This window comes from Fuscovulum ytuae (genome assembly GCF_029953595.1).
Classification (GTDB): Bacteria; Pseudomonadota; Alphaproteobacteria; order Rhodobacterales; family Rhodobacteraceae; genus Paragemmobacter; species Paragemmobacter ytuae.
This window is the reverse complement of sequence record NZ_CP124535.1, coordinates 3,407,651-3,431,172: the sequence shown is the minus strand read 5'-3', so window position 1 is coordinate 3,431,172 and position 23,522 is coordinate 3,407,651. Positions and strand designations below refer to the sequence as shown.

The following is a 23,522-nucleotide window of genomic DNA, read 5'->3' as shown; positions in this document are numbered from 1 at the left end:
CGCCGGTTCAGTCATCTCCACCGATAAAATCCCACCAACTACACAAAGGATGAAAGGCCGGAACCTGATGCCGGGATCATAGGAACCGACCCTTACCCCGTCAATCGACGGGCCCGAGGCCAGACCGCTTAGGCCAACCGCCCCATCCGCGCGGCCACCCGCAAGGCATGGGCTGCATCCTGCGCCACCCCCGGCAGAACCGGGTCATAGACTGCCCGGATCACTCCCGCGATCTCTGGCCGCAACATCACAGCCCCCCCGTCGCCCATGGCAAGCGGTGAACGGTCGGCAAAGGCCCGATCCGACCACAAAAGGATCACCTGCACCGCCTGGCTCAGGGCCAGTGTCTCTACCGGTACGGCGGCCAAATGCGCATCCATCCGGATAAAGACAAAGGCCGCCCGGATCGCCCCTTCGACGTCAAAGCGGAAAATGCGGTATTGGTTCGCATCCGCCGCCGCAAGCTTCGCGCAAAGCTCGGCCAAGCCCGGCACCAGCCGATCAAGGTTCGGTACCTCCGGCAGTTCCGCCCAATCCCGAAAGAAAAAGATCATCAGGTTCGCACCCAGTTCCGGGTCCGTCTCGGCCATCTGGTGGCCCGCCAGCGCCACCACCGCCTCCAGCGCGCCCTTCACCACTGACAAAGTGGCGTCTTCCACCCCAAAGACCACCGGCACGATCGGCCGCCCCCAGCGGGCGCAAAGATACTGCCCATCCCCCCGCGTGAACAATGCCTGTACCTGATCCGGTTCCATCCTCGTCCCCCGTCACCGCCCCCTGCGAAACCCGCTCGCCCCTTACCGCCTCAGACGGACGTTCTCAACCGTCAGAAAAGGGCCTGCCCCTGCCAAAGGCAGGACGCAGGCCCTTCTCCCGGTTTCACAGACCCTCAACCACCACCGCATCCACATGCGCATCCGTCAAATCGCCGTCCCACAGCGCCGCGTCCAGCACCGCCATCGCCACAGCCAGCCAAGCGACCGATAATGCCCCCCAAGCCCATGCGACAGCAGGACCAGCGGATAGCGCCCCGGCACCGCCTTGGCGTTCGTTGCCACAGTCACGGGCCGAAACACCGGGTTCCCGGCAAAGGGCGCAACCACGCTGCCCGCAACGCCCGGATACCAGACGGCGAATTCCATTTCCCGCCCATGATGCGGCGCGGGGATAGTCCCCTCCTGTACCCCGGCCACTTGGGCGAAAAGGGCAGCAGGCATCAGCGACAGGCACGAGGCAAGAATAGGGTTCTTCATCAGGGTCTCTCCATCAACAAGGGTTGCGAATACCCCAAGCTCTGCCACCCCCTACCCTTTCCGCGCGCCCTTAAACCGGTTCAAGGCTGTGCAAAACCGGTTCGAGGACTACCCCTATCCCCATGATCGCCCTGCCCTTGCCGCTTGTCCTGTCGCTGATCCTCGGCTTCCTCGCGCTCCGCATGGTGCTGCGCGGCAGGCCGGTCCCGATGATCGCAGGCCTCCTTGCGCTTCTCGCGCTTCAGGCGCTGATCAATGCCCTCGCCCTTCACTACACATCGCCCGCCGCCCGCTTCATCCAACCTGTCACCGCAATGGCCATCCCGGCCCTCGCCTGGCTCGCCTGGACGTCCGACGGCCTCGGCCGCCCGCTCACCCCGCGCGATGCACTGCACGCCGCAGGCCCTCTCTTGGCCCTCGCCCTGCGCTGGCAGGGCGGGTTTTTCCTCGAACTCCTCGTCCCCCTCACCTATGCCGCCTATGCGACGGCCCTCGCCCTCACTCTCAATCGCGCAGGTCCGGACCTCCCGCGCACGCGCCTCGGACAGGGTGGTACCCCCCACCTTCTCTGGGGCGGGATCGCCCTCGCCCTTGCCCTTTCCGCACTGTCGGATTTCGGCATCGCCCTAGCCATGGCCGCAGGTCACGCCGCCCGCGTGCCCCTGATTGTCGATATCGCGACCACCGCGCTCCTCCTCGGCATCGGCACGCTGGCCCTTGCTGCCGAACGACTGACCGCCCGGACTGACGACCAAGACAGCGCCACCGCCCCCGTGGCCACAGAAGACGACCACGCCCTCATGGCCCGCCTCAATGACCTGATGGAGAGCCGCCACCTTTGGCGCGACCCGGACCTCACGCTCGCCAAACTCGCCCGCCGCCTGCAGGTTCCGGCCAAGCGCCTGTCCACCGCCGTCAACCGCGCCACCGGCGACAACATCTCGCGCCTTGTGAACGGCTACCGCATCCGCGCCGCCTGCGATGCCCTGGCCCGTGGCGCTACGGCGACCGAGGCGATGCTGGACGCAGGCATCCTCACCAAATCCAACTTCAACCGCGAATTCCGCCGCATCACCGGCCAGACACCCACTCAATGGCAGGCGGCCCACCGCCAGCCCTGATCTGCATTTTGGGAAAATACTCTGTGGGGGAAGGCGGCGCGTCCCGCGCGGCCGTGGGGGCGCAAAGCCCCCTTAAAGCTCAAACAAATCCGCCTGCCCCGGCCCCTTCGGCGGCTCCAGCCCCAGATGCCGCCACGCCTTCGCTGCCAGCATCCGCCCGCGCGGCGTCCGCTGGATCAACCCCTGCTGCAACAGGTACGGCTCGATCACCTCTTCAATCGCATCCCGCGCCTCCGAAAGCGCCGCCGCGATCGTCTCCACCCCCACCGGGCCGCCCCCATAATTCTCGGCCAATAGGCTGAGGTAACGCCGATCCGCCCCATCGAGGCCAATGTGATCCACCCCCAGCCGCGTCAGCGCACGGTCCGCGATCTCTTTCGTCAGCCGTCCATCGCCCTCGACCAGCACGAAATCCACCACCCTGCGCAACAGACGCCCTGCCACACGCGGCGTCCCCCGCGCCCGCCGCGCGATCTCGCGCGTCCCCTCTGCCTCGGCCTGCACCCCCAGAAGCCGCGCCCCTCGCCCGACGATGAGGTCCAGCTCTTCCTCCGTATAGAACTGCAACCGCGTCGGAATCCCGAACCGGTCACGTAGCGGCGTGGTCAGCAGCCCCAGCCGCGTCGTCGCCCCCACCAGCGTGAATGGCTGCAAATCTATCCGCACCGTCCGCGCCGCAGGCCCTTCGCCGATCACCAGATCCAGCGCGAAATCCTCCATCGCGGGATAAAGCACCTCTTCCACCACCGGCGACAGACGGTGAATCTCGTCGATGAACAACACGTCGCGCGGTTCCAGATTGGTCAGGATCGCCGCAAGATCGCCGGGCTTGGCCAGCACGGGACCGGATGTCATCCGAAACCCCACGCCCAACTCCCGCGCCATGATCTGCGCCAAGGTCGTTTTGCCCAATCCGGGCGGGCCATGGAACAGCGTATGGTCCATCGCCTCGCCGCGCATCCGGGCGCTTTCGATGAAGACGCGCAGGTTTGCCCGAGCCTCCGCCTGCCCCACGAATTCCTCAAGGGCCTGCGGACGCAGCGCCCGGTCGGTATCTTCGGGCAAACGGTCAGGGCGAAGCGTGGGATCAGGGGTCATCATGGGCGGGAACATTCACAGAACGCCGCTCCTTTGGCAAGCCACTCAGGACCACGGCCCCCGCGCCTGCACCCCTACCTGGCCCCAACGCTTTCCCTCCGCCGCCAGCGCCTCCAGCGCTGCGATCCGGTTCGCTGTCGCCGGATGGGTGGAAAACAGCGCATCCCGCCGATGCGCATGCAGTGGATTGATGATGAACATATGCGCCACCGCCGGGTTCCGCTCGGCCTGATCGTTGTCGATCCCCTTGGCAAAGGCGTCGATCTTTTTCAGGGCCGAGGCCAGCCACAGCGGGTTCCCGCAAATCGCCGCCCCCGCCTTATCCGCCTCATATTCCCGCGACCGCGAAATCGCCATCTGCACCAGCGCCGCCGCAAGGGGCGCAAAGATCATCACCGCTATCGCACCCAGCATGCCCCCCTGCCGATCCCGGCCAAAGAACATCGCGAAATTGGCCAGCATTCCGATGGCCCCGGCAAAGGTCGCCGTCACCGTCATGATCAGCGTGTCCCGGTTTTGGATATGTGCCAATTCATGCGCCATGACCGCCGCCACCTCTTCGGCATTCAACCGTCGCAGCAAGCCCGTTGTCGCCGCCACCGCCGCATTTTCCGGGTTCCGCCCCGTGGCAAAGGCGTTGGGCTGGTCGCTCTCGATCACATAGACCTTCGGGCGCGGCATCCCCGCCCCATCCGCCAGCCGATGCACCATCCCCACGAATTCGGGGGCCGTGCGCGCATCCACCTCGCGCGCGCCCGTCATCCGCAAGACTGCCTTGTCCGCGTTCCAATAGCCAAACAGGTTCATCCCGGCCGCGAAGACAAGGGCCAGCAGGGCCCCGCCCGCGCCCCCGATCATCGCTCCAATTCCCATGAACAGCGCCGTCAGCGCCGCCATCAACAGGAATGTCTTCCCATAGCCACCCATGGCCCGACCCTCCATTACCGCAGTAAAGATGGTCAACGTCCGGCGCGGTGCAAGTCTTACTTGGGGGCCAACAGCTTCAGCGCCGCCCGGATCAAGGACGCTGCATCCGCTTCGGGATTTTCGGCGGCCACAGTCGCCACGGCCTGCGCCGCATCGCCGGGTCCGTAACCAAGGTTCGCCAAAGCCGACAGCGCATCCGCACTCGCCGCCGCCCGCGCCTGCGCGGCCCCATCCACCTTGGCCACCCGCTTCGGGGCCGCCGCCATAGGCTCGATCACCGCATCCGCTTCATCGGCCACCGCCGACACGGACAGCCGCCCCCCCATCGCCATCAATCCCGGCGCCTTGGACTTCAGTTCCAATATCACCCGCTGCGCCAGCTTCGGCCCCACGCCCGGCGCCGCCTGCACCGCCCGCGCATCACCAAGGGATATCGCCCGCGCCACCCCCTCCGCCCCCAAGGCTCCAAGGATCGCCATCGACGCCTTCGCCCCCACGCCCTGCACCGTCATCAACAGCTTGTGCCACTCCTTCTCCAGCATGGTCGGAAAGCCGAACAGCTGCAAAAGATCCTCCCGCACCAACAGGTCGGTATAAAGCGACACCGCCTCCCCGACCCCCGGCAGGCCGGCCATGGTCCGCTCGCTCACATGAACGATATATCCCACGCCGCGCACGTCGATCAGCACCGTATCCGACCCGCGCCAATCCAGCCGCCCCGAAATCTTGCCGATCATCCCGCCGCCCTCTTCAGCGCGGCCTGCAACCGCCCCGCGCTTTGGCAATGATGGGCATGGCAGATGGCCACGGCCAAAGCATCCGCCGCATCCGGCCCCGCCACCTTCACGCCGGGCAAATGCAGCTTCACCATGTGATCCACCTGCACCTTCGCGGCATGCCCCACACCCACCACCGTCTTCTTCACGGCATTAGGGGCATATTCCCCCACCGTCAGCCCGAACTGCGCCGGAACCAGCAGCGCAATCCCCCGCGCCTGACCCAGTTTCAGCGTCGCCACCGCGTCCTTGTTCACGAAAGTATGCTCCACCGCCGCCGTATCCGGCTGCCACTGTCGCAGCACATCGGTCAACTGGGCATGCAAGGACAACAACCTTTGCGCCAGATCACCCTCGGCCTCGCCGGGGGCCGAATGGCAAATGCCATTGGCAACATGCGTGAGCCGTGCCCCCGCGACATCAATTACCCCCCAGCCCAGATTCCTCAGCCCAGGGTCGATTCCCAGAACTCGCATCCCTGCCCCTTTTTCTTGCCCTTGTCGCAGGATTAGCACGAAACGGGAACATCCGGCAAACGGCATTTCCCCTTGCACAATTTGTGAACGATTTGTTATGCAGGCGCAGAAACCGACACAGCCCGTAGACAAAGCGACGGAAAACTGGTTCGGAACCGGATCACCCAGAAAAAACAGGGCCTTGACGGCCCCCTCTGTCATGCATCCATTGCATGGGTGCTTTGCTATTGCAGCGCTGGTTGTGCATGCGCAGCACGATTATATGGCTGCTCAGAAGCAAGAATGCTTCCACCATGAGCAGTTTATAAAGGATACCTCCCATGGCCGCCTATGAAACGACCCGTCCGGCGCCGTTCGGCGCCATTTCGATCTTCCGCGCTGTGCAGTTCATCGCGAATGCGCAAATCGCTTTCTCGAACTGGAACGACGCCCGCGTCACGCGCAAGTCCCTCGCCAAGCTTTCGGACCGCGAGCTTGACGATATCGGCCTGTGCCGTGGCGACATCGAAATGATCGGTCGCTGATCAACCAGCACCGTTCCGACATGCCAGAGCCGTCGTCCGTGGGGGACGACGGCTCTTTGCATTCCAACCCTCAAAGAAAATCCCAAACAGGCATGACAAAGGGGCGACGGCCCCTCGGACCGCGCCCCCGCATGTGTCAGGCCCTACAGGAACCCAATCAGTTCCGGCTGCGTTCGATCACGATATCGATGCCTTGTGAAACCATACGCGTCAAAGGCTCGGACCGCATCAGAAACCCCTGCACCGCATCCAGCCCGCCCCGCGCCTCGATCTCGGCCACACGGCGATCATAGGCTTCGGCCCCCATATGATAATGGATCGCGCCTTTCAGACCAAAGCAGAAGGCCAGAAGGAAAAGGCCAACCCGGAACACCGGTCGACGCCGCACAGGGGTCCGACGGTAAAAGGAACGGCCCAAAGTTCCTTCCGCCTCGAAGCCATAACCCATGGAATGGGCCTGCTCGATCCGGACCACGCGATTGTAGAAGTCCTTCAAATTCGGGTCGGACATGGAACAACTCCAGCAATCCAACCCCCACCGACGGTAAGGGATACTGACCAATCATGGCAAAATTGCGGCAAAACAGACCCTTCGCCACGTTTCTGCCGCATAAATTAAAACGACTGCGGTTTGCGGCGCAGGCTCAGCCCCGCCGCAGCACCAACGTGGACCATTCGCCAATATCCTCGCGGCCCTCCAGCGCGAATCCGACCGCTTCATAGGCCGCCGTCACTGCCTCGGCCTGCACCACAAGCAGCCCGGACAGGATGGCAAGCCCATCCTTGCCCACATGCGCCGCCATATCCGGGGCCAGTTCGATCAACGGCCCCTTCAGGATATTGGCAAAGACCAGATCAAAGGGCGCCATCTCAGTCAGCGCCGGATGGCCAAACCCCGCCGCTTCAAGGCAGTCCACCCGCCCCTCCAGCCCGTTGATCGCCAGATTGGCCGCCGCCACCTCAACTGCAACCGCATCGATATCGGATGCAATCACCCGCGCATCGGGCAGAACCGCCGCCGCCGCCATGGCCAGCACCGCCGTCCCACAGCCGATATCGGCCACCTTACCGGGCCGGAACCCGGCTTCGAACAGCCGATCGAAGGCCCGCAGGCAGCCCAGCGTCGTGCCGTGATGCCCCGTCCCGAAGGCCACCGTCGCCTCGATCTGCAAGGCCACCCGTCCCGCAGGCACCTTATCCGCATCATGGCTGCCAAAAACGAAGAACCGCCCCGCCTCAACCGGGCTCAACTCCCGCCGGACCTTGGCGACCCAATCGATCTCGGGCAGTTCCGACAGCGCGAAAGGCTTCGCACCAAAGGCCAGCGCGATCACTTCCAGCATCACCATATCGGGCTTTTCAAGGAAATAGGCCCCGACCTCCCACAGCCCGCTGTCATCTTCGATCTCAAAGACGCCAACCCCCGTGGGTTCCGGCTCCATCCGTTCAATCGCATTGGCCAGCGCCACGGCGGCATCCTCGCCTTCCAGCGTGGTCAGGGCGGAATAGGTGGGCATGGGATCGTCTCCTTCAGGGGGTGACCCCGGTAAACCTCAAACCGCAGCGGGGCGCAACCGCATCAGCAAGTAGTGGTTGCTTGCCCGAAACGCGGCCGAGGTCCGCTCCTGCGCCGTCAACCGCCGCGCCAGCGCCGCGCGCCGCCGCGCGCCCATCACCCGGCCCAGCACGCCCACCGCCACCCCCCGCAGCCATGGCCGCTTCGCCCGCAACTCGCGATCCATCCCCGCCACGCCCACGCCCAGCACGTTGAAAAAGGCCTGCTCCAGATCGATCGACGGCGCGACCTCATCGGTCACATCTTCTTCCGCCTCGATCACCAGCCCCTCGCGCGCCACCGCCGCCCGAAATTCGCCCAGCACATGGCCGCCGCCCACCGTCCGCCCCGGCGCATGCCGCCAAGGCCCATCATCCCGGCGAAAGCAATCGCCAATCACAATCGCGCCCCCCGGCGCCAGAAGGGCCTTCGCCTTTGGCAGGCTGTCATGCAGATGGATATATTGAAAGCTTTCCGAAAACAGACACAGATCGAAGGGGCCTGTCACCGCCGCCTCTTCAAAGATCGCCTCATGCACCACCGCCCCCGGCGCATTCGCCCGGCAGCGCGCGGCCAGAAAGGCCGACGGCACCACGATCTCCACCCGATGCCCCAGCCCAATCAGCCGCTTCGCCGTCTCGCCCGCGCCGCCGCCGATATCCAATATCCGCAACGGCCCCGGCGGAAACAGTGCCATGAGCCGCTGGCTATAGGCCTCTTGCGCCGCGCCAAGATTGGCTGCCACAGGGTCCAACCCCGCCCACAGCCCGTAATGCATATGCTCCTTGCCCGTCAGCCAGCGGGCAAGCGCGCAGCCTGCCTCCAGCCCGACGGTGCGCGTATCGATGCGCCCCGACCCCATCTGCGGTGATCGCCTCCCCCCAAGAACGCTGCCGCGTCTTAGGCGGTCAGTCCGATGGGGCAAGTTACCCCGGTCCCCCCGATGCCGCAATAACCGTTAGGATTCTTTGCCAGATACTGCTGATGGTAATCTTCCGCGAAATAGAAGACCGGCGCAGGCACGATCTCGGTCGTGATCGCGCCATAGCCCGCCGCCGTCAGCCGCACCTGATAGGCGGCCTTCGTCTCGCGCGCCAAGGCCGCCTGCGCTTCATCATAGAAATAAATGCCGCTGCGATAGGTCGAGCCCACATCATTGCCCTGCCGCATGCCCTGCGTCGGGTCATGCCCTTCCCAGAACAGCCGCAAGAGATCGGAAAAAGAAACCACAGCAGGGTCAAAGATCACCCGCACAACCTCGTTATGCCCGGTCAATTGCGTGCAGGTCTCGCGATAGGTCGGGTTCGGAGTATACCCGCCCGCATATCCCACCATGGTCAGCCACACGCCCTTCTGCTGCCAGAATTTCCGCTCCACGCCCCAGAAACAACCCATACCGAACATGGCCTCTGCCATGCCCGCAGGCACCGGGGATTTCAGGGGAAGGCCCGAAATAAAATGCGTCTCCGCCGTCGGCAAAGGCTCCTGCCGCCCCGGCAGCGCCTTCTCTGGCGTTACCATCTCCATCTTCTTGCGGTCGAAAAGAAACATGCGCGGCCCTCCTGCGTCAGCCTTCCGAATATAGGATCGCGTGCCCCAAATTTCTTCGAAGAAATTTGCAAAAAATCTTCACAAGATTTTTGGCCCCTCACTCCGCGGGCGCCGCTTTCGGCCCAACGGACCCGAAGACCGTCTCATATCCCGGTTCCGGGTGCCGCGGGATCATCAGCGCCAGCGCAAGTGCAGCCATCGCCATCCCCGCGCCCATCACGAACACCCAATCCGGGCTTTTTGCCCACATATACCCCATCGCCACGGGCAGAAAGACCGCCGCGATATGGTTGATCGTAAAGGCCACCGCCGCTGTCGGCGCAATATCGGCCGGATCGGCGATCTTTTGGAAATAGGTCTTCAGCGCGAAGGACAGGGCAAAGAACATCTGGTCAAGGATATAAAGCCCACCTGCGATCACCAGCCCCCAACCGAACCAATAGATCCCGCCATAGGCCAGAAAGACCAGCGTCAGCCCGACATATTCAAACACCATCACGCGCCGCTCGCCAAACCGGCCCAGCGCGCGGCCCATCGCGGGGGCAGCCACCATCTGCAAAACATAATTCACCAGCAAAAGCATCGTCATCTCCGATACTTTCATGCCGAAGCGTTCCACCATCATGAACCCGGCAAAGACGACAAAGATCTGCCGCCGCGCGCCCGCCATGAATTGCAGCGCATAAAACAGCCAATAGCGCCGCCGCAGGACCATCCGCTTCACCTGCGGATGGGGCCCTTCGAACTGCGGATAGGCAAGGAAACAGAACAGCGCGATCCCCGCCGTGATCCCGCCCGACACCAGATAGACAAGGTTATAGGTCAGCCCAAGTGGCTCCCACAGCAGGACCAGCGCGCCATAGGACAGAAGCGAAGCCCCCGATCCCACCGCCACGATCCGCCCCAGAACCTCCGGCGCGCGCTTCTTCTCGATCCACTGCAATTGCAGCGACTGATTCACCGTCTCGTAATAGTGAAACCCGATTGAAGACAGCAGCGTCACCGCCAAGAGCCCGCCAAAGGACGGAAACCACGCCGTCACCGCCGAGGCCACGCCCAAAAGCCCCAGCATCGCCACGCCCAGCACTTGCTCGCGCAGGTAAAGGATCAGAAAGATCACCCCCACCGCCAGCAGCCCCGGTATTTCGCGCACCGTATGCAGCCAGCCGATCTCCACCCCGGAAAAGCCTGCCACCTCGATGACGAAGTTGTTCAAAAGGGCCGACCACGTGGCAAAGGCCACCGGCATCGCAAAGGCCATCAGAAACAACAGCGACTCGGGCCGACGCCAGCGCGGCAGCCGCTCTGCTTCCTCAAGGGTCATGATCCGTTGCATCATCCCTTGGCCTTACGCCTTCGCACGGCCTCAGGACAGTGCGAATTTGTACCGGTGACATTCTGCCACCCACGCCTCAGGGGGCCGCGCCTGACACGTCCTGGGGATCGGTTGGGGATGATTCCGGCGGGATCGGCGCCGCCGCCGGTGCGTCTGTCCCCACGGCAGTGGCCGGATCAGGCGGGACCACGACGTCACTCGCCAAATCCTTGGGTGGGGCCTCGGCGGCGATGGGTTCCGCCGGACGGATCACTGCGGCCGGTCGGTCGGCTTCGATGAACAGATCGCGCATCACCCGCCCATCACCGGCATGCAGCACGATCTCGCGCTGCCCCTGCGGCCCCTCCGCAACGATGCGGATACGGCCAAGCAGGGTGCGCTTCGTCTCGACAACCGCGAACCCTTCGGATTCCAGCATTCTTTGCGCTTCATCCTCGGTCAACACCCGGCCTTCGCCCGCAAGCTGAACCGGCACAACGCTCCCCGGAAGGAGCATGTCCTCGATGCCATCCGCGCCCGCGCTCTGCGCCATGCACAAAAGGCCAGCTCCGAAGGCACCGGCCAAAACGCTTCGCGATCCGATGGTCTTTGCCAGACCCATTCTTTGTTCCTCCTGCGACACCCCATATCCAGAGCATCGCCCCTTCCGGCGTCTCAGCCCGCCGATCCATCGCTTTGCCGTCAAGGGCTTGGCCTGTGGACAACGTCACACTGCCTGATTCCTTCCACGAAAAGAACAGACAAAGGTCGGAGAAATTAAGGCATATGACCCGATCCTTGTGGCGAAACGAAGATTTTTCAACATCTTGCGCCGAAGGCGTAACAAAACCCCAAGAAAGGGTATGAGCCCCTACAAAAAGCTTTGCGGATCGATATCCACCGCAAGCCTTAGATTGGCAGGCAGCTTCATCTGCCCCACCCATTCCGCCAATGCCGCCTGCAGGGGCACGCCCTTTTCGGCCTTCACCAACAGCCGCACCCGATGCCGCCCCCGCACCCGCGCGATGGGTGCAGGCGCGGGCCCATAGACCTGCGCCCCCACCGCCCGCAAGGGCGCGTCCCGGCGCGCCAACGCGCCGGCAAAATCGAAGACCTGCGCCACATCCGGGCTGGAAAGGATAACCCCAGCCATCCGGCCATAGGGCGGCACCCCCGCCGCCCGCCGCTCGGCCGCCTCCGCCTTCCAGAAGGCCTCTTCATCCCCGCCAAGGATCGCCCGTATCACCGGATGCTCCGGCTGATGGGTCTGCAAGAGCGCCACGCCCTTGCGCCCCTCGACCCGCCCCGCGCGCCCCGCCACCTGCCGCATCAACTGAAACGTCCGCTCCGCTGCCCGCAGGTCCGACCCCTGCAAGCCAAGGTCCGCATCAATCACCCCCACCAGCGTCAGCAGCGGAAAGTTATGCCCCTTCGCCACAATCTGCGTGCCAATGATGATATCCGCCTCGCCCCCCGCAATCGCCTCGATCTGCGCCTTCAAGGCCCGCGCCGATCCGAACAGATCCGATGACAGCACCGCCACCCGCGCCTCCGGGAACCGTGCCGCCACCTCTTCGGCCAGCCGCTCCACCCCCGGCCCAACGGCGGCCATCCGCCCCTCCACCCCGCACGCCGGGCAGACCACCGGCACCGGCTTTGTCGCCCCGCATTGATGGCAGACCAGCCGCTTCTGGAACCGATGCTCCACCATCCGCGCGTCGCATTGGTCGCAGCCCACCTGATGCCCGCAAGCCCGGCACAGCGTCACCGGCGCATAGCCCCGCCGGTTCAGGAACAGCATCGCCTGCTCCCCCGCCGCCACCCGCGCCGCGACCTCGGCGGCGAGCTTCCCGCTCAGCCACCGATCCGAAGGAAGCTTCTCGGCCCGCATGTCGATGGCTCGCATGTCCGGCATCTCGGCCGCCCCGAACCGCGCCGACAGATCCAGCCGCCCGTATTTCCCCGCCTCCACATTGGCCCAAGTCTCCAAGGATGGCGTGGCCGAGGCCAGTATAACCGGGCAGCCCACAATGGACGCCCGCAGCACCGCCATATCTCGCGCGTTGTAAAGGACCCCCTCCTCTTGCTTGTAGGAGGTATCATGCTCCTCATCGACCACGATCAGCCCCAGCCGCTGATAGGGCAGGAACAGCGCGGACCGCGCCCCCACCACCACCGACGCGCCCCCCGTCGCCACCATCTTCCAGACCCGCCGCCGCTCGGTCATCGTCACGCCTGAATGCCATTCCGCAGGCCGCGCGCCAAACCGCGCCTCCACCCGCTTCAGGAATTCTGCCGTCAGCGCGATCTCAGGCAGCAGAACCAGCGCCTGCCGCCCCGCGCGCAGACATTCCGCCACCGCCTCCAAATAGACCTCGGTCTTCCCCGACCCGGTCACCCCCTTCAACAGCGTGGTCGCATACTCCCCCGCCGCCACCGCCGCGATCAGGGCATCCGCCGCTGCGACCTGATCCCCCTGCAATTCCGGCCCGCCTTTGGGGTCCAACAACGGAAAGGGCAAATCGCGCGGGGCCTCTTCCTCGATCACCACCCCCAGCTTCACCAACCCCTTCACGACCGAGGTTCCGCAACCCGCTTCTTCCGCCAACTCGCCCAGTGTCATCGGCGCACCGCCAAAGGCCCGCAGCGCCTCCACCACGCGATGCCGCGCATCGGTCAATTGATTGGGCACCGTGCCGCCCAGACGGTAAACCCGCCGCAGCGCCGCCCCCTCCATCAACCCCGGTGCCCGCGTCGCAAGGCGCAGCATCTGCGGCAAAGGCGTCAGCGTGTAATCCGCCGCCCGTCCCAGAAAAGCCCGCAACTCCGCCCGCATCGGCGGCGCATCCAAAACGCGCCCCACCGCCCGCACCTTCGCCGGGTCCCAATCTCCCCGTCCCCGGCCCCAAACCACACCCAACACCCGGCGCGGCCCAAGCGGCACCTCGACGAAATCCCCATCCCCGCAGCCACCCTCAGGCGCGCGATAATCCAGCACGCGCCCAAGCGGCTCGGTCGTCAGAACCCCGACCAGATCACCCGCCTGATAGGTCCGATCATACAAATGTTAGATTCCCCATACATTTTTATAGCAGCAACCTACGCCCGGCCCTTCCGCCCGGCGGCCTCTTGGGGTAAACCCGCCCCCAAAACCTCGCAACCCATAAGGACCGCGCCGATGAAATTCTTTGTGGATACCGCCGATGTCGAAGCCATCGCCGAACTCAACGATCTGGGCATGGTCGATGGCGTCACCACCAACCCCTCGCTGATCCTGAAATCCGGCCGCGATATCATCGAAGTAACGCGCGAGATTTGCTCCATCGTCTCAGGTCCCGTCTCGGCCGAAGTGGTGGCGCTCAAGGCCGATGACATGATCGCAGAAGGCCGTAAACTGGCCGAGATCGCGCCGAACATCGCCGTCAAGGTGCCGCTGACTTGGGACGGGCTGAAAACCTGCAAGGTCCTGTCCTCCGAAGGCAAAATGGTCAACGTCACCCTCTGCTTCTCGGCCAATCAGGCGCTGCTTGCCGCCAAGGCGGGCGCGACCTTCATCTCACCCTTCATCGGGCGGCTCGATGACATCAACCTCGACGGCCTGGAACTGATCGGCGACATCCGCACAATCTATGACAATTACGGGTTTGAGACCCAGATCCTCGCCGCCTCCATCCGCACCGCGAACCACGTCACCCAATGCGCCCTGATCGGCGCCGACGTGATGACCGCGCCTCCCGCCGTCATCAAGGGCATGGCCTCGCATGTCCTTACCGACAAGGGGCTCGACCAGTTCATGAAGGACTGGGCAAAAACGGGGCAGAAAATCATTTGACGGCCTGCTATACTGCCCGGCAAATCACCAAGAACGACACCGGGCAGTAGAACCAAATGATCGAACCAGACCTGCGCGACCGGCTTCTGGCGGAGCCGGAGCTTCTGCTTGAAGACCGCGATGTGATGAACGCCCTCATCGCCGCAAATGAACGCGCGATGGGGTCGAATATCGTCGATCTGCGCGGCATCGCGATGGAACGACTAGAGGCGCGGCTGGAACGGCTGGAAGACACCCACCGTTCCGTCATCGCTGCCGCCTATGAAAACCTCGCGGGCACCAACCAGATTCACCGCGCCATCCTCCAGATGCTCGACCCTCTCAGCTTCGAGGATTTCCTGAAATCGCTGGCCGGGGATGTCGCTGCCACCCTGCGCGTCGATTGCGTCCGCCTCGTTCTGGAAAGCGTGCAACCCGAAGACAGCCCTGCCCTCCTGCGCAAGCTGGGCGATGTGCTTTATGTGGCCGAGCCGGGCTTCGTCACCGATTACCTCGCAGGCGGACGCAACGTGCCGATGCGCCCCGTCGTCCTGCGGCAGGTGCAACCCGACAATGACGCGCTTTATGGCGAACGCTCCGGCTGGATCCGGTCCGAGGCGCTGATGCGCCTCGACTTCGGCACCGGCCGCCTGCCCGGCATGCTCGTCCTCGGCGCAGAAGACCCGCATCAGTTCAAACCGACGCATGGCACCGACCTTCTGGCCTTTTTCGCCGGGGTTTTCGAACGGACCATGCGCCGCTGGCTGCAATGACGGACCTCCCCGACGGCATGATTTCGCCACAGGCGCGCGACGCGCTTGCGCGCTGGCTGACCCATCTGCGCGCGCTGGACGGCGCGGCGGGAAACACCCTCACCGCCTATGGCCGTGATGTGTCAGGCTTCCTTGCCTTCCTCGCCCGCCATCGCGGCGGGGCAGAAGGCACTGCCCACCTCACCACCCTCCCCCTCACCGACCTGCGCGCCTGGATGGCACATGAACGCGCGCGCGGTCTTTCGGCCCGCTCCCTCGCCCGCGCCCTGTCTGCCGTGAAGAACTTCACCGCATGGCTGGCCGACCGCGACGGGCAGGATGCCACCACCACCCTCTCTGCCCGTGGCCCGAAATACCGACGCAAACTGCCACGCCCCCTTTCCGAAGACGGCGCACAGGCCATGCTCGATGCGGTGGGCGACCAGCATTCAGAAGACTGGATCGCCGCCCGCGACAGCGCCGTGGTCACCCTCCTCTACGGATGCGGCCTGCGGATCTCCGAGGCGCTTTCCCTCACCGGTGCCTCCCACCCCCTGCCCGATGTCCTGCGCATCACCGGCAAGGGCGGCAAGACCCGCCTCGTTCCCGTCCTGCCCGCCGCCCGCGACGCTGTCGCCCGCTATGCCCGCCTCTGCCCCTTTGACCTGACGGCAACCGAGCCCCTTTTCCGCGGCGCGCGCGGCGGCCCGCTCAATCCCCGCCTCATCGCGCTGGTGATGGAAAAGGCGCGGATGCAGCTTGGCCTGCCCGCCACCGCCACCCCCCACGCGCTCCGCCACAGCTTTGCCACCCACCTTCTCTCCGCCGGCGGCGACCTGCGCGCCATTCAGGAACTTCTGGGCCATGCCTCGCTCTCCACGACACAAGCCTACACGGCTGTGGATGCATCACGATTGATGGAAGTCTACGAAAAGGCGCATCCCCGGGCCTGACAGGAATTGCAACCGGGGGCGGTTTCGGTACAAACCGGGGGATGGATATGCGTTTCAAGGCCCTCGGCGTCCACCTCCTCACCGCGACCGGCGCGGTGCTTTCGATGTTCGCCATGCTCGCCGCCGTCGAGGAACAGTGGAGCTTGATGTTCCTCTGGCTCGTCGTCGCCCTTCTGGTCGATGGCATCGACGGCCCCCTCGCGCGCCGCTATGACGTGACGAAGAACTGGCCCACCTATGACGGCGTCCTGATGGACCTGATCGTGGATTACCTGACCTATGTCTTCATTCCCGCCTATGCCCTGTTCAAATCGGGGCTGCTGCCAGGCTGGACAGGGTGGTTCGCCATCATCGCCATCGTCTATGGCTCCGTGGTCTATTTCGCCGACACCCGGATGAAGACAAAGGACAAATCCTTTGCAGGCTTTCCCGCCTGTTGGAACATGGTGGTGCTGGTCCTCTTCGCCCTGCATCCGGCATGGTGGATCATCCTGCTGATCGTCATCGCCCTGACCGTGGGCATGTTCACCAACCTGAAATTCGTTCACCCCGTGCGCACCGCGCGCTGGCGCATGGTGACCCTGCCCATGGCGCTCGCTTGGGTCTTCTTTGCAGGCTGGGCGGCATGGGTGGATTTCTACCCCCAAAGCTGGGCGCATTGGGGGCTGGTGGTAACCTCGCTCTACCTGACTTTCGCCGGGATCGCGCAGCAACTCATCCCCGATCGGAACATCGACCGCGTGGCCTGATGCTGGCGGCGCGTGCAGTGCACGCCCCCCGCAGCACCCGTCATAACCGCGTCATCACCACGCCCGCGACGATCACCACCGCCGCCACAGCCTTGTCGACCCCCATCTTCTCGCCAAAAGCCAGCCAGCCGATCAGCACCGCAAACAGGATCGACGTCTCGCGCAGCGCCGCCACGACCGCCAAAGGCGCCACCGTCATCGCCCAGACCGACACCGCATAGGCCCCATAGGACGCAGCCGAAGCCACCGTCGCCACGCCCCACGCCTTCCGCTGCCGCGGGATCACGTCCAACCCCTTCCACAAAAGCATGCCCGTGGTGAAGATCGTGCCATCCACCACAAAGACCCAGGCCACATAGGCCACCGCATCCCCCGACACCCGCGCCCCCAGCCCGTCAATCAGCGTATAGGTCGCTGTCGCGCAAGCTGAACCCAGCGCGAAAGGCAAAAGCCGCCGATCCTCACCCCGCGTGAACACCCCCCGCGCCATCAAGAGGATGCCAAGGCCAAGCACCACCACCCCCAGATATTCCTGCATGGATATCGCATCGGGCAGCGTCAGCGCCCCCACCACCGCCACCACCATCGGCGCCGCCCCCCGCGCGATGGGATAAACCCGCGACAGATCCCCCCGCTCATAGGCAAAGACGAGGAAGGACTTATAGCAAAAATGTGTGCAGCCTGACGCGATCAGCCACCACCAGACCTCCGCCTCGGGAAAGGGCCGGAACAGCGCAACCGACAGGCCAATCGGCACCTCCGCGATGGACAGGATCACCATCCCCCCCGCCTTCGACGTGCCAAGCTTGATCAGCGCATTCCACAGCGCATGCAGAAAGGCGGCGGCCAGCACCGCCAGAAAGACACCAAGGGTCAAGATGCACCCGTCATGGAACCGTTACGAAAGGGCTAGACCTCGCCACGCGCTTCGGCAAGGCCGAAAGGTAGGGCCGTGGGGGGAAACCCCACCCTACCCCTATCGGCTTAAGCCGTAGGATGGGCCGTCCGGCCCATCTACCGCAGTCGCAACCGGATCGGCCCCCGCGCCGTCAGCGGATCAACCGGTTCGCCCTTCTGCACCGCCTCAATATCCGCATGCGATGCCGCAACCATCCGCACCCGCCCCATCAGGGGCCGCCAATCGGCGGCCAGCCCCCGCGCCACGTCCGACGGGCAGAAGGTCTTCCCCCGCCCCCGCCGCAGGGCAAGGTCCAGCATCAGGGCCGCGATCACCTCATCCGAGGGCGTCATTGCACCGTGCGCAGGTCCCCGGATGCTTATGCGTCCCCACATCCGGCAAGACCTGCCAGCAGCGTTCGCATTTCGCCCCATCCGCCCCACGGAAAACAACCGCCACACCCGGCACCTCGGCCAGCGTGAAGGCCCCCTCCGGTGCCGCCTCCGTCACCACGGAAATCCCCGATGTGATGCAGACATCCGCAAAGGGCACGCCCTCCAGCAGCGCTGCCGTCGGCCCATCCACATGCACCACAGGTGCCGCTTCCAGCGAGGCACCGATGACCTTCGCCACCCGCTGCACCTCCAAGGCCCCCGTCACCACACGGCGCACCGCACGGATACGGTCCCATTTCACCGCCAGCGGATGATTCAGCCATGCCGCAGGCGTCTCGGGGATATCCCGCAGATGGACCGACTCCCCCTCACCGGGGAAGCGCGACAGCCACACATCCTCCATCGTGAAGACAAGGATCGGCGCCAGCCATGTCACCAGCCGATGGAAGATCAGGTCCAGCACCGTCCGCGCCGCCCGACGCCGCAAGGACTGAGGCGCATCGCAGTAAAGCGCGTCCTTCCGAATGTCGAAATAGATCGACGATAGGTCCGTCGTGCAGAAGGCAAACAGCTTCTGGAACACACCTTGGAAGTCGTACTTGGCATAGCCCTCGCGCACCTCGGCATCCAGTTCCGCCAGACGGTGCAGCACCCACCGCTCCAGCTCTGGCATCTCTTCGATGGCTACCCGTTCGGCCTCGTCGAACCCGGCAAGGTTCCCCAGCATGAAGCGCATCGTGTTGCGCAGACGGCGATAGCTGTCCGCCACGCCCTTCAGGATCTCTTTCCCGATCCGCAGGTCCACCGTGTAATCCGACTGCGCCACCCACAGGCGCAGAATATCGGCACCGTATTCCCCGATCACCTCCTGCGGCGCGACCGTGTTGCCCAGCGACTTGGACATTTTCATGCCCTTCTCGTCCAGCGTGAAGCCATGCGTCAGCACGCCCCGATAGGGCGCGCGCCCCTTGGTGCCGCAGGCTTGCAGCATGGACGAATGGAACCACCCGCGATGCTGGTCGGTGCCTTCCAGATACAGGTCGGCAATCCCGTCCGCCGTCCCGTCCTTTCGGTCACGCAGCACGAAGGCGTGTGTCGACCCGGAATCAAACCACACATCCAGCACGTCAAAGACTTGGTCATAGGCTGCAGGGTCCACGATCCCGCCCAGAACCTTGTCCTTGAACCCAGGCACATACCAGACATCCGCGCCCTCGGCCTCAAACGCTGCCTTGATGCGGGCATTCACCTCCGGGTTCTTCAGTAGGAAATCCGGGTCCGTCGGCTGTGCCCCCTTCTTCACGAAACAGGTTAGCGGCACGCCCCATGCGCGCTGACGGCTCAACACCCAATCCGGCCGCGCCTCGATCATCGAATACAGGCGATTGCGCCCGGTCGCAGGCGTCCACTCCACCAGCTTGTCGATGGATGTCAGCGCGCGTTCGCGGATCGTGTCGCCATATTGGCCCATCCCATCCGCCAGCGCCCGGTCGATTGACACAAACCACTGCGGCGTGTTGCGATAGATGACCGGGGCCTTCGACCGCCACGAATGCGGATAGGAATGCCGCAGCTTCGCCTTGGCAAACAGCGTCCCCGTCCCCGCCAAAGCCTTGATGATCGACACATTGGCAGGCCCCTCCTTCCCATCGGGAAGGATGATGTGCTGCCCGCCGAACAACGGCAGATTGGCCCGATAGGACCCGTCCGGCTCCACGTTGTACGTCATGGCCAGACCGAATTTCAGCCCGATCTGATAGTCGTCATCCCCGTGGCTCGGTGCGGTATGCACAAACCCCGTGCCCGCATCATCCGTCACATGATCGCCCGGCAGCAGCGGCACGTCATAATCCCACTCGCCCGCGCCACCCTCGATCCCCCGGAAGGGATGCGCGCAGACCAGCGCCCCAAGGTCATCCGCCGACACATCGCACAGCCGACGCACATATTCGGCCCCGCCCAGCTTGGCCTGCCCAAAAGCCGCCTCGGCCAGCTTGTCGGCCAGCAGCACGCGATGCCCGATGGTGGCGTTGCTCTCGGCAGGCCGCCCGATGATCTCGTAAAGACCATAGCTGATCTCCGGCCCGAAACAGATCGCCCGGTTCTGCGGGATGGTCCAAGGCGTGGTGGTCCAGATCACCACATCTGTCGGCGTCTTGGTAAAAAGCGCATCGCCCGTATGCACCCGGAACTTCACCCAGACCTGATGGCTGGTATGGTCGTGATACTCCACCTCCGCTTCGGCCAGCGCGGTTTTCTCCACGGGCGACCACATCACGGGCTTCGACCCCTGATAAAGCGTGCCGTTCATCAGGAAGGTCATGAACTCATCCGCGATCACCGCCTCGGCGTGGTAATCCATCGTCAGATACGGGTCCGCCCAATTCCCCGTCACGCCCAGCCGTTTGAATTCCTCGCGCTGCACATCGATCCAGCCTTCGGCAAACTTCCGGCATTCCTGCCGAAAGGCCACCACATCCACGTCATCCTTGTTCAGCCCCTTGGCGCGATACTGCTCCTCGATCTTCCATTCGATCGGCAACCCGTGGCAGTCCCAGCCCGGCACATACCGCGCATCCCGGCCCAGCATCTGCTGCGACCGGACGATAAAATCCTTCAGCACCTTGTTCAGCGCATGCCCGATATGCAGATGCCCGTTCGCGTAAGGAGGGCCGTCATGCAGGGTGAAAGGCTCCCGCCCTTCCTTCTCGCGCAGGCGGTCATAGACTCCGATCCGCTCCCACCGCGCCAGCCATTCGGGCTCGCGCTGCGGCAGGCCCGCGCGCATGGGGAACTCGGTTTCCGGCAGGAAGACGGTGGAACGGTAATCGGGCGTGGCGGTGGTCTCGGCGCACATCAGCGGCGGTCCTCTGGGATAGGCTTGGGATAGGCGGCGCATCCGGCGCCGCAACGGCAACAGCAGGCAGTCCCGGCGGCTGGATCAGCGCGCCGGGCCGATAATTCGCCCGCCTATCGCAAAAAGGCTTCTCATGGCGCGCGTTATAGTCGCCCCGCCTGCCATGGTCCAGCCTGCGCAATGCACCCAACCCAAGCATTGCAGTCATTCTCTGGACAGCCGCCGCCCATGGGATACCTTCCCCATCAAAGGAAAGGGAAGCCCGATGAAGGAAGCCTCGCTCAACGTCCTTGGCCAGCCGCTGGAAGATTGCTCCCACGCGCCCCTGACCGGTTTTTTTCGAAATGGCTGCTGTGATACCGGGCCGATGGATACAGGCCGCCACACCGTATGCGCCCTGATGACCGAAGAATTCCTTGCCCTGTCGAAATACCTCGGCAATGACCTGTCCACCCCGCGCCCCGAATACGCCTTTCCGGGGCTGAAACCGGGGGATCAATGGTGCCTCTGCGCCGCCCGCTTCCATCAGGCCCATGACGAAGGCGCGGCCCCGCAAGTGCGCCTAGCCGCAACCCATATCCGTACGCTGGATATCGTCCCGCTCTCGATCCTGAAGCTTTACGCCGTTGACCTTCCCGCCGAAGGCCCAACCGACTGACCCGCTTCAGGCCGCCGATTTCGGCCGGATCTGATCGGTCACATCGTCCCGCATCAGATCGTCGATGAACAGCGAAAGAAGTTGTGGCCGCCCGCTCACCCCCGCCTTGCGGTAGATGGCATTCGTCTGCGCCTTTACCGTGCCTTCCGACGTGGCGCGAAGCGTGGCAATTTCAGACGTCGTCATGCCCTTGATGGCAAACAGCGCCACATCCCGCTCTGCCGGGGTCAGCGCCCATTCCACGAACCGCTCTTCCAACAAATCCATGAAGGCACCCGAGGCACGGCGCAGCTTCTCCTGCGCCTCGTTGCGTTCCTTGATCGTGCGCCGCAGCATCAGCGTGCCCACGACAAGCCCAAGGATAAGCCCGATCGCCGACCCGATCTCCATCAACTCGCGCACTTCCCACGGCAGAGGGCGCGTATAGATGCCAAAAATTGACGACAGAATGTCAGATACGAAAAAGATCGTGCAGAGAAACTGAACGAGCAGAACCGCCAGAATGACCCATCTGCTCGTCACGACATCCCCTGCCCTTCCCTAGGCTCAGTCAGAATCGCCGCCGTTGCTGCCACCGGAATCGCCACCATTGCGGTCACGCCCCGACCCGCTGCGATCATTAGACTTGTCGCCGTTGCTGCTGCTCTTGCCGCCATTGTCGTCGTCATCGTCATCGTCATCTTGTGAAACATTAACAAGGCCACTCCTGCCGCTGCCACCGCCATTTCCGGTCAACAGCAAATCGCGCAAGATTTCGCCAGTATTGGGGTTCACAATGATCTCGCGCTGCCCATCACGGCCTTCGGCTGTGATCCGCGTCCGCCCCAGCCAAGTCCGCTCGGTCGAGATGCTTCTGAAGCCCTGCGCTTCCAGTTGCTGGACAATCCGCTCCGAATACACATCCGCCATCGCAGGCGCAGCGCTCATAGCGCCAACAACGAGCGCCCCAACAAACTTTTTCCGTCCCATCATCTTTACCCCCTCTAGGGCAAAACCGCGTCAAGCGGTGATTAAGTTATCTTACACAAACAGCGCCCCGGCAAGGCCGGGACGCTTTGAATTGTCCTCAACGCAGCGACGATCAGTCGTTGCTGCCGCCACCGTTGCCGGAACGACCACCATTGCCGCCACCCGAAGTATTGCCATTCGCGTCCGAGCTTCCGGTCGAGCCGCCATTGCTATCCGACGTGTCGCCATTCGAATCAGAGGTATCCGACGAATCCGATGCCGGGCGGATGCGATAGCGCACCTGATCCCCTTCGATCCGCACCCGGATGCGCTGGCCATCTTCGGTCACTGCCCGCAGGCGCACATTGCCGTTGTTTCCGACATAAAGCCGAGTCAGCGTCAGGTCATTCGCCAGCAGCGCCGCCTCCACATCGTCGCGCGACGGCTTCGTATCCCCGCCAAACAGCGATCCAAGAAAGCTCAAATCGATTGCCGGCGCTGCAGGAGTCATCGGTGCGGGGTCCGGCGACATGCCAGTGTCCTGCGCCTGTGCCATGCTCGTGGTTCCGGCCAACACCGCAGCAGCGGCCAGCGTCAGCAAACGGGATTTCGTTTCCATGTCCTACGTTCCTTGTTTGGGGCTGACCGGGGCCATCTCCCCAGAGTCCCGCCAGCCCAGATGCAGCAATCAGGGCAACCCCCGATGGTGCCGTCATGCGCCTATCCTTTGGTAGAGTGAATTTAACCAAGGTTTAGGACGCGAAAATTCGTCAATGATCGCCGTGCTAAACGCAAGTTTACGGAAATTTACGCCCCGCGCGACGAAATGTGGCGGCCAAGAGGACAATCACCACAGCATCTTGTAGCCCCAAAAGAAAACCCCGGCGCCGCAGCACCGGGGTTTT

The 23,522-nt window shown here is 64.0% G+C and carries 26 protein-coding genes; 7 read left to right on the top strand and 19 right to left on the bottom strand.

The features are described 5' to 3' along the window. Positions 1 to 128: 128 nt before the first annotated feature. Together QF092_RS16635 and QF092_RS16630 are read right to left on the bottom strand one after the other, a co-directional pair. Positions 129 to 755, bottom strand: a complete 627-nt coding sequence (locus QF092_RS16635; protein WP_281465628.1) for a hypothetical protein — start codon at positions 753 to 755, stop codon at positions 129 to 131. Between the two features lie 165 nt (positions 756 to 920). Further along, entirely contained in the window at positions 921 to 1,253 is a 333-nt protein-coding gene (locus tag QF092_RS16630; protein WP_281465626.1) for a hypothetical protein, read from the bottom strand. Between the two features lie 122 nt (positions 1,254 to 1,375). On the opposite strand from QF092_RS16630, the gene QF092_RS16625 reads away from it, so the two are divergent. After that, positions 1,376 to 2,374, top strand: a complete 999-nt coding sequence (locus tag QF092_RS16625) for a helix-turn-helix domain-containing protein (RefSeq protein ID WP_281465624.1) — start codon at positions 1,376 to 1,378, stop codon at positions 2,372 to 2,374. Between the two features lie 72 nt (positions 2,375 to 2,446). On the opposite strand, the gene ruvB is transcribed toward QF092_RS16625, so the two are convergent. The 4 genes from ruvB to ruvC are packed head-to-tail and all read right to left on the bottom strand — an operon-like array spanning position 2,447 to position 5,651. Continuing rightward, complete coding sequence (ruvB, locus tag QF092_RS16620; protein ID WP_281465622.1) at positions 2,447 to 3,475, bottom strand: Holliday junction branch migration DNA helicase RuvB; 1,029 nt, start codon at positions 3,473 to 3,475, stop codon at positions 2,447 to 2,449. 42 nt (positions 3,476 to 3,517) lie between these two features. Further along, positions 3,518 to 4,399 carry a zinc metalloprotease HtpX gene (gene htpX, locus QF092_RS16615; protein ID WP_281470077.1) on the bottom strand — a complete coding sequence of 294 codons (882 nt, stop codon included), beginning with the start codon at positions 4,397 to 4,399 and terminating at the stop codon, positions 3,518 to 3,520. 56 nt (positions 4,400 to 4,455) lie between these two features. Further along, entirely contained in the window at positions 4,456 to 5,136 is a 681-nt protein-coding gene (gene ruvA / locus QF092_RS16610; RefSeq protein WP_281465620.1) for a Holliday junction branch migration protein RuvA, read from the bottom strand. Then, positions 5,133 to 5,651 (bottom strand): crossover junction endodeoxyribonuclease RuvC, encoded by a 519-nt coding sequence (gene ruvC / locus QF092_RS16605; RefSeq protein ID WP_281465618.1) that lies wholly within the window; start codon positions 5,649 to 5,651, stop codon positions 5,133 to 5,135. The genes ruvA and ruvC overlap by 4 nt, the downstream gene beginning before the upstream one ends. Before the next feature lie 320 nt (positions 5,652 to 5,971). Here ruvC and QF092_RS16600 point away from each other — a divergent pair, with 320 nt between their 5' ends. After that, positions 5,972 to 6,175 carry a DUF1127 domain-containing protein gene (locus QF092_RS16600; protein WP_281465616.1) on the top strand — a complete coding sequence of 68 codons (204 nt, stop codon included), beginning with the start codon at positions 5,972 to 5,974 and terminating at the stop codon, positions 6,173 to 6,175. A gap of 157 nt (positions 6,176 to 6,332) precedes the next feature. Here the strand turns inward: QF092_RS16600 and QF092_RS16595 are convergent, their stop codons facing one another. The 7 genes from QF092_RS16595 to QF092_RS16565 form a co-directional block, all read right to left on the bottom strand. After that, the gene (locus QF092_RS16595) at positions 6,333 to 6,686 is read right to left on the bottom strand and encodes a Rossmann-fold NAD(P)-binding domain-containing protein (protein WP_281465614.1); all 354 of its coding nucleotides are present in this window, start codon (positions 6,684 to 6,686) and stop codon (positions 6,333 to 6,335) included. A gap of 133 nt (positions 6,687 to 6,819) precedes the next feature. Further along, positions 6,820 to 7,692: a 50S ribosomal protein L11 methyltransferase gene (locus QF092_RS16590; protein ID WP_281465612.1), complete on the bottom strand. Its 873-nt coding sequence runs from the start codon at positions 7,690 to 7,692 to the stop codon at positions 6,820 to 6,822. A 36-nt stretch (positions 7,693 to 7,728) separates the two neighbouring features. Beyond that, entirely contained in the window at positions 7,729 to 8,592 is an 864-nt protein-coding gene (locus tag QF092_RS16585; RefSeq protein ID WP_281465610.1) for a class I SAM-dependent methyltransferase, read from the bottom strand. A 38-nt stretch (positions 8,593 to 8,630) separates the two neighbouring features. Further along, positions 8,631 to 9,281 (bottom strand): peptide-methionine (S)-S-oxide reductase MsrA, encoded by a 651-nt coding sequence (gene msrA / locus QF092_RS16580; RefSeq protein ID WP_281465608.1) that lies wholly within the window; start codon positions 9,279 to 9,281, stop codon positions 8,631 to 8,633. A 97-nt stretch (positions 9,282 to 9,378) separates the two neighbouring features. Beyond that, complete coding sequence (locus tag QF092_RS16575) at positions 9,379 to 10,617, bottom strand: MFS transporter (RefSeq protein WP_281470075.1); 1,239 nt, start codon at positions 10,615 to 10,617, stop codon at positions 9,379 to 9,381. Between the two features lie 76 nt (positions 10,618 to 10,693). After that, a complete protein-coding gene (locus QF092_RS16570; protein ID WP_281465606.1) occupies positions 10,694 to 11,218 on the bottom strand; it encodes a hypothetical protein in 525 nt (174 codons plus the stop codon). 249 nt (positions 11,219 to 11,467) lie between these two features. Next, entirely contained in the window at positions 11,468 to 13,660 is a 2,193-nt protein-coding gene (locus tag QF092_RS16565) for a primosomal protein N' (protein WP_281465604.1), read from the bottom strand. Positions 13,661 to 13,774: 114 nt separating this feature from the next. On the opposite strand from QF092_RS16565, the gene fsa reads away from it, so the two are divergent. The 4 genes from fsa to QF092_RS16545 are packed head-to-tail and all read left to right on the top strand — an operon-like array spanning position 13,775 to position 16,861. Beyond that, positions 13,775 to 14,428 (top strand): fructose-6-phosphate aldolase, encoded by a 654-nt coding sequence (gene fsa / locus QF092_RS16560; RefSeq protein ID WP_281465602.1) that lies wholly within the window; start codon positions 13,775 to 13,777, stop codon positions 14,426 to 14,428. Positions 14,429 to 14,484: 56 nt separating this feature from the next. Then, entirely contained in the window at positions 14,485 to 15,180 is a 696-nt protein-coding gene (locus QF092_RS16555) for a DUF484 family protein (RefSeq protein ID WP_281465600.1), read from the top strand. Then, a complete protein-coding gene (locus tag QF092_RS16550) occupies positions 15,177 to 16,112 on the top strand; it encodes a tyrosine recombinase XerC (RefSeq protein ID WP_281465598.1) in 936 nt (311 codons plus the stop codon). The genes QF092_RS16555 and QF092_RS16550 overlap by 4 nt, the downstream gene beginning before the upstream one ends. A 41-nt stretch (positions 16,113 to 16,153) precedes the next feature. After that, positions 16,154 to 16,861, top strand: coding sequence for a CDP-alcohol phosphatidyltransferase family protein (locus QF092_RS16545; RefSeq protein ID WP_281465595.1), 708 nt, complete (start codon positions 16,154 to 16,156; stop codon positions 16,859 to 16,861). Between the two features lie 40 nt (positions 16,862 to 16,901). Here QF092_RS16545 and QF092_RS16540 read toward each other — a convergent pair whose 3' ends face one another. From QF092_RS16540 to ileS, 3 genes are all read right to left on the bottom strand, one after another. Then, a complete protein-coding gene (locus tag QF092_RS16540) occupies positions 16,902 to 17,738 on the bottom strand; it encodes an EamA family transporter (protein ID WP_281465593.1) in 837 nt (278 codons plus the stop codon). A 137-nt stretch (positions 17,739 to 17,875) separates the two neighbouring features. Beyond that, positions 17,876 to 18,112: a DUF3253 domain-containing protein gene (locus tag QF092_RS16535; RefSeq protein WP_281465591.1), complete on the bottom strand. Its 237-nt coding sequence runs from the start codon at positions 18,110 to 18,112 to the stop codon at positions 17,876 to 17,878. Beyond that, on the bottom strand, positions 18,096 to 21,011 hold the full coding sequence (ileS, locus tag QF092_RS16530; RefSeq protein WP_281465589.1) for an isoleucine--tRNA ligase: 2,916 nt from the start codon (positions 21,009 to 21,011) through the stop codon (positions 18,096 to 18,098). Before ileS ends, QF092_RS16535 begins: the two co-directional genes overlap by 17 nt. A 265-nt stretch (positions 21,012 to 21,276) precedes the next feature. Here ileS and QF092_RS16525 point away from each other — a divergent pair, with 265 nt between their 5' ends. After that, on the top strand, positions 21,277 to 21,669 hold the full coding sequence (locus tag QF092_RS16525) for a DUF2237 family protein (protein ID WP_281465587.1): 393 nt from the start codon (positions 21,277 to 21,279) through the stop codon (positions 21,667 to 21,669). Between the two features lie 6 nt (positions 21,670 to 21,675). Here the strand turns inward: QF092_RS16525 and QF092_RS16520 are convergent, their stop codons facing one another. From QF092_RS16520 to QF092_RS16510, 3 genes are all read right to left on the bottom strand, one after another. Beyond that, a complete protein-coding gene (locus QF092_RS16520; RefSeq protein WP_281465585.1) occupies positions 21,676 to 22,191 on the bottom strand; it encodes a helix-turn-helix transcriptional regulator in 516 nt (171 codons plus the stop codon). 24 nt (positions 22,192 to 22,215) lie between these two features. After that, positions 22,216 to 22,641 (bottom strand): hypothetical protein, encoded by a 426-nt coding sequence (locus QF092_RS16515; RefSeq protein WP_281465584.1) that lies wholly within the window; start codon positions 22,639 to 22,641, stop codon positions 22,216 to 22,218. Between the two features lie 109 nt (positions 22,642 to 22,750). Then, entirely contained in the window at positions 22,751 to 23,236 is a 486-nt protein-coding gene (locus tag QF092_RS16510) for a hypothetical protein (protein WP_281465582.1), read from the bottom strand. Between the last annotated feature and the right edge of the window lie 286 nt (positions 23,237 to 23,522).

Bases quoted from the DNA above. Each gene is read 5' to 3' on its own strand.
- QF092_RS16535 (WP_281465591.1), bottom strand. From the start codon at position 18,112: ATGACGCCCTCGGATGAGGTGATCGCGGCCCTGATGCTGGACCTTGCC.
- QF092_RS16590 (WP_281465612.1), bottom strand. From the start codon at position 7,692: ATGCCCACCTATTCCGCCCTGACCACGCTGGAAGGCGAGGATGCCGCC.
- QF092_RS16630 (WP_281465626.1), bottom strand. From the start codon at position 1,253: ATGAAGAACCCTATTCTTGCCTCGTGCCTGTCGCTGATGCCTGCTGCC.
- QF092_RS16550 (WP_281465598.1), top strand. From the start codon at position 15,177: ATGACGGACCTCCCCGACGGCATGATTTCGCCACAGGCGCGCGACGCG.
- htpX (WP_281470077.1), bottom strand. From the start codon at position 4,399: ATGGGTGGCTATGGGAAGACATTCCTGTTGATGGCGGCGCTGACGGCG.
- QF092_RS16525 (WP_281465587.1), top strand. From the start codon at position 21,277: ATGAAGGAAGCCTCGCTCAACGTCCTTGGCCAGCCGCTGGAAGATTGC.
- QF092_RS16635 (WP_281465628.1), bottom strand. From the start codon at position 755: ATGGAACCGGATCAGGTACAGGCATTGTTCACGCGGGGGGATGGGCAG.
- QF092_RS16555 (WP_281465600.1), top strand. From the start codon at position 14,485: ATGATCGAACCAGACCTGCGCGACCGGCTTCTGGCGGAGCCGGAGCTT.
- ruvC (WP_281465618.1), bottom strand. From the start codon at position 5,651: ATGCGAGTTCTGGGAATCGACCCTGGGCTGAGGAATCTGGGCTGGGGG.
- fsa (WP_281465602.1), top strand. From the start codon at position 13,775: ATGAAATTCTTTGTGGATACCGCCGATGTCGAAGCCATCGCCGAACTC.
- msrA (WP_281465608.1), bottom strand. From the start codon at position 9,281: ATGTTTCTTTTCGACCGCAAGAAGATGGAGATGGTAACGCCAGAGAAG.
- QF092_RS16595 (WP_281465614.1), bottom strand. From the start codon at position 6,686: ATGTCCGACCCGAATTTGAAGGACTTCTACAATCGCGTGGTCCGGATC.
- QF092_RS16585 (WP_281465610.1), bottom strand. From the start codon at position 8,592: ATGGGGTCGGGGCGCATCGATACGCGCACCGTCGGGCTGGAGGCAGGC.
- ruvA (WP_281465620.1), bottom strand. From the start codon at position 5,136: ATGATCGGCAAGATTTCGGGGCGGCTGGATTGGCGCGGGTCGGATACG.
- ruvB (WP_281465622.1), bottom strand. From the start codon at position 3,475: ATGATGACCCCTGATCCCACGCTTCGCCCTGACCGTTTGCCCGAAGAT.
- QF092_RS16545 (WP_281465595.1), top strand. From the start codon at position 16,154: ATGGATATGCGTTTCAAGGCCCTCGGCGTCCACCTCCTCACCGCGACC.
- QF092_RS16575 (WP_281470075.1), bottom strand. From the start codon at position 10,617: ATGCAACGGATCATGACCCTTGAGGAAGCAGAGCGGCTGCCGCGCTGG.
- QF092_RS16570 (WP_281465606.1), bottom strand. From the start codon at position 11,218: ATGGGTCTGGCAAAGACCATCGGATCGCGAAGCGTTTTGGCCGGTGCC.
- ileS (WP_281465589.1), bottom strand. From the start codon at position 21,011: ATGTGCGCCGAGACCACCGCCACGCCCGATTACCGTTCCACCGTCTTC.
- QF092_RS16510 (WP_281465582.1), bottom strand. From the start codon at position 23,236: ATGGAAACGAAATCCCGTTTGCTGACGCTGGCCGCTGCTGCGGTGTTG.
- QF092_RS16625 (WP_281465624.1), top strand. From the start codon at position 1,376: ATGATCGCCCTGCCCTTGCCGCTTGTCCTGTCGCTGATCCTCGGCTTC.
- QF092_RS16600 (WP_281465616.1), top strand. From the start codon at position 5,972: ATGGCCGCCTATGAAACGACCCGTCCGGCGCCGTTCGGCGCCATTTCG.
- QF092_RS16515 (WP_281465584.1), bottom strand. From the start codon at position 22,641: ATGATGGGACGGAAAAAGTTTGTTGGGGCGCTCGTTGTTGGCGCTATG.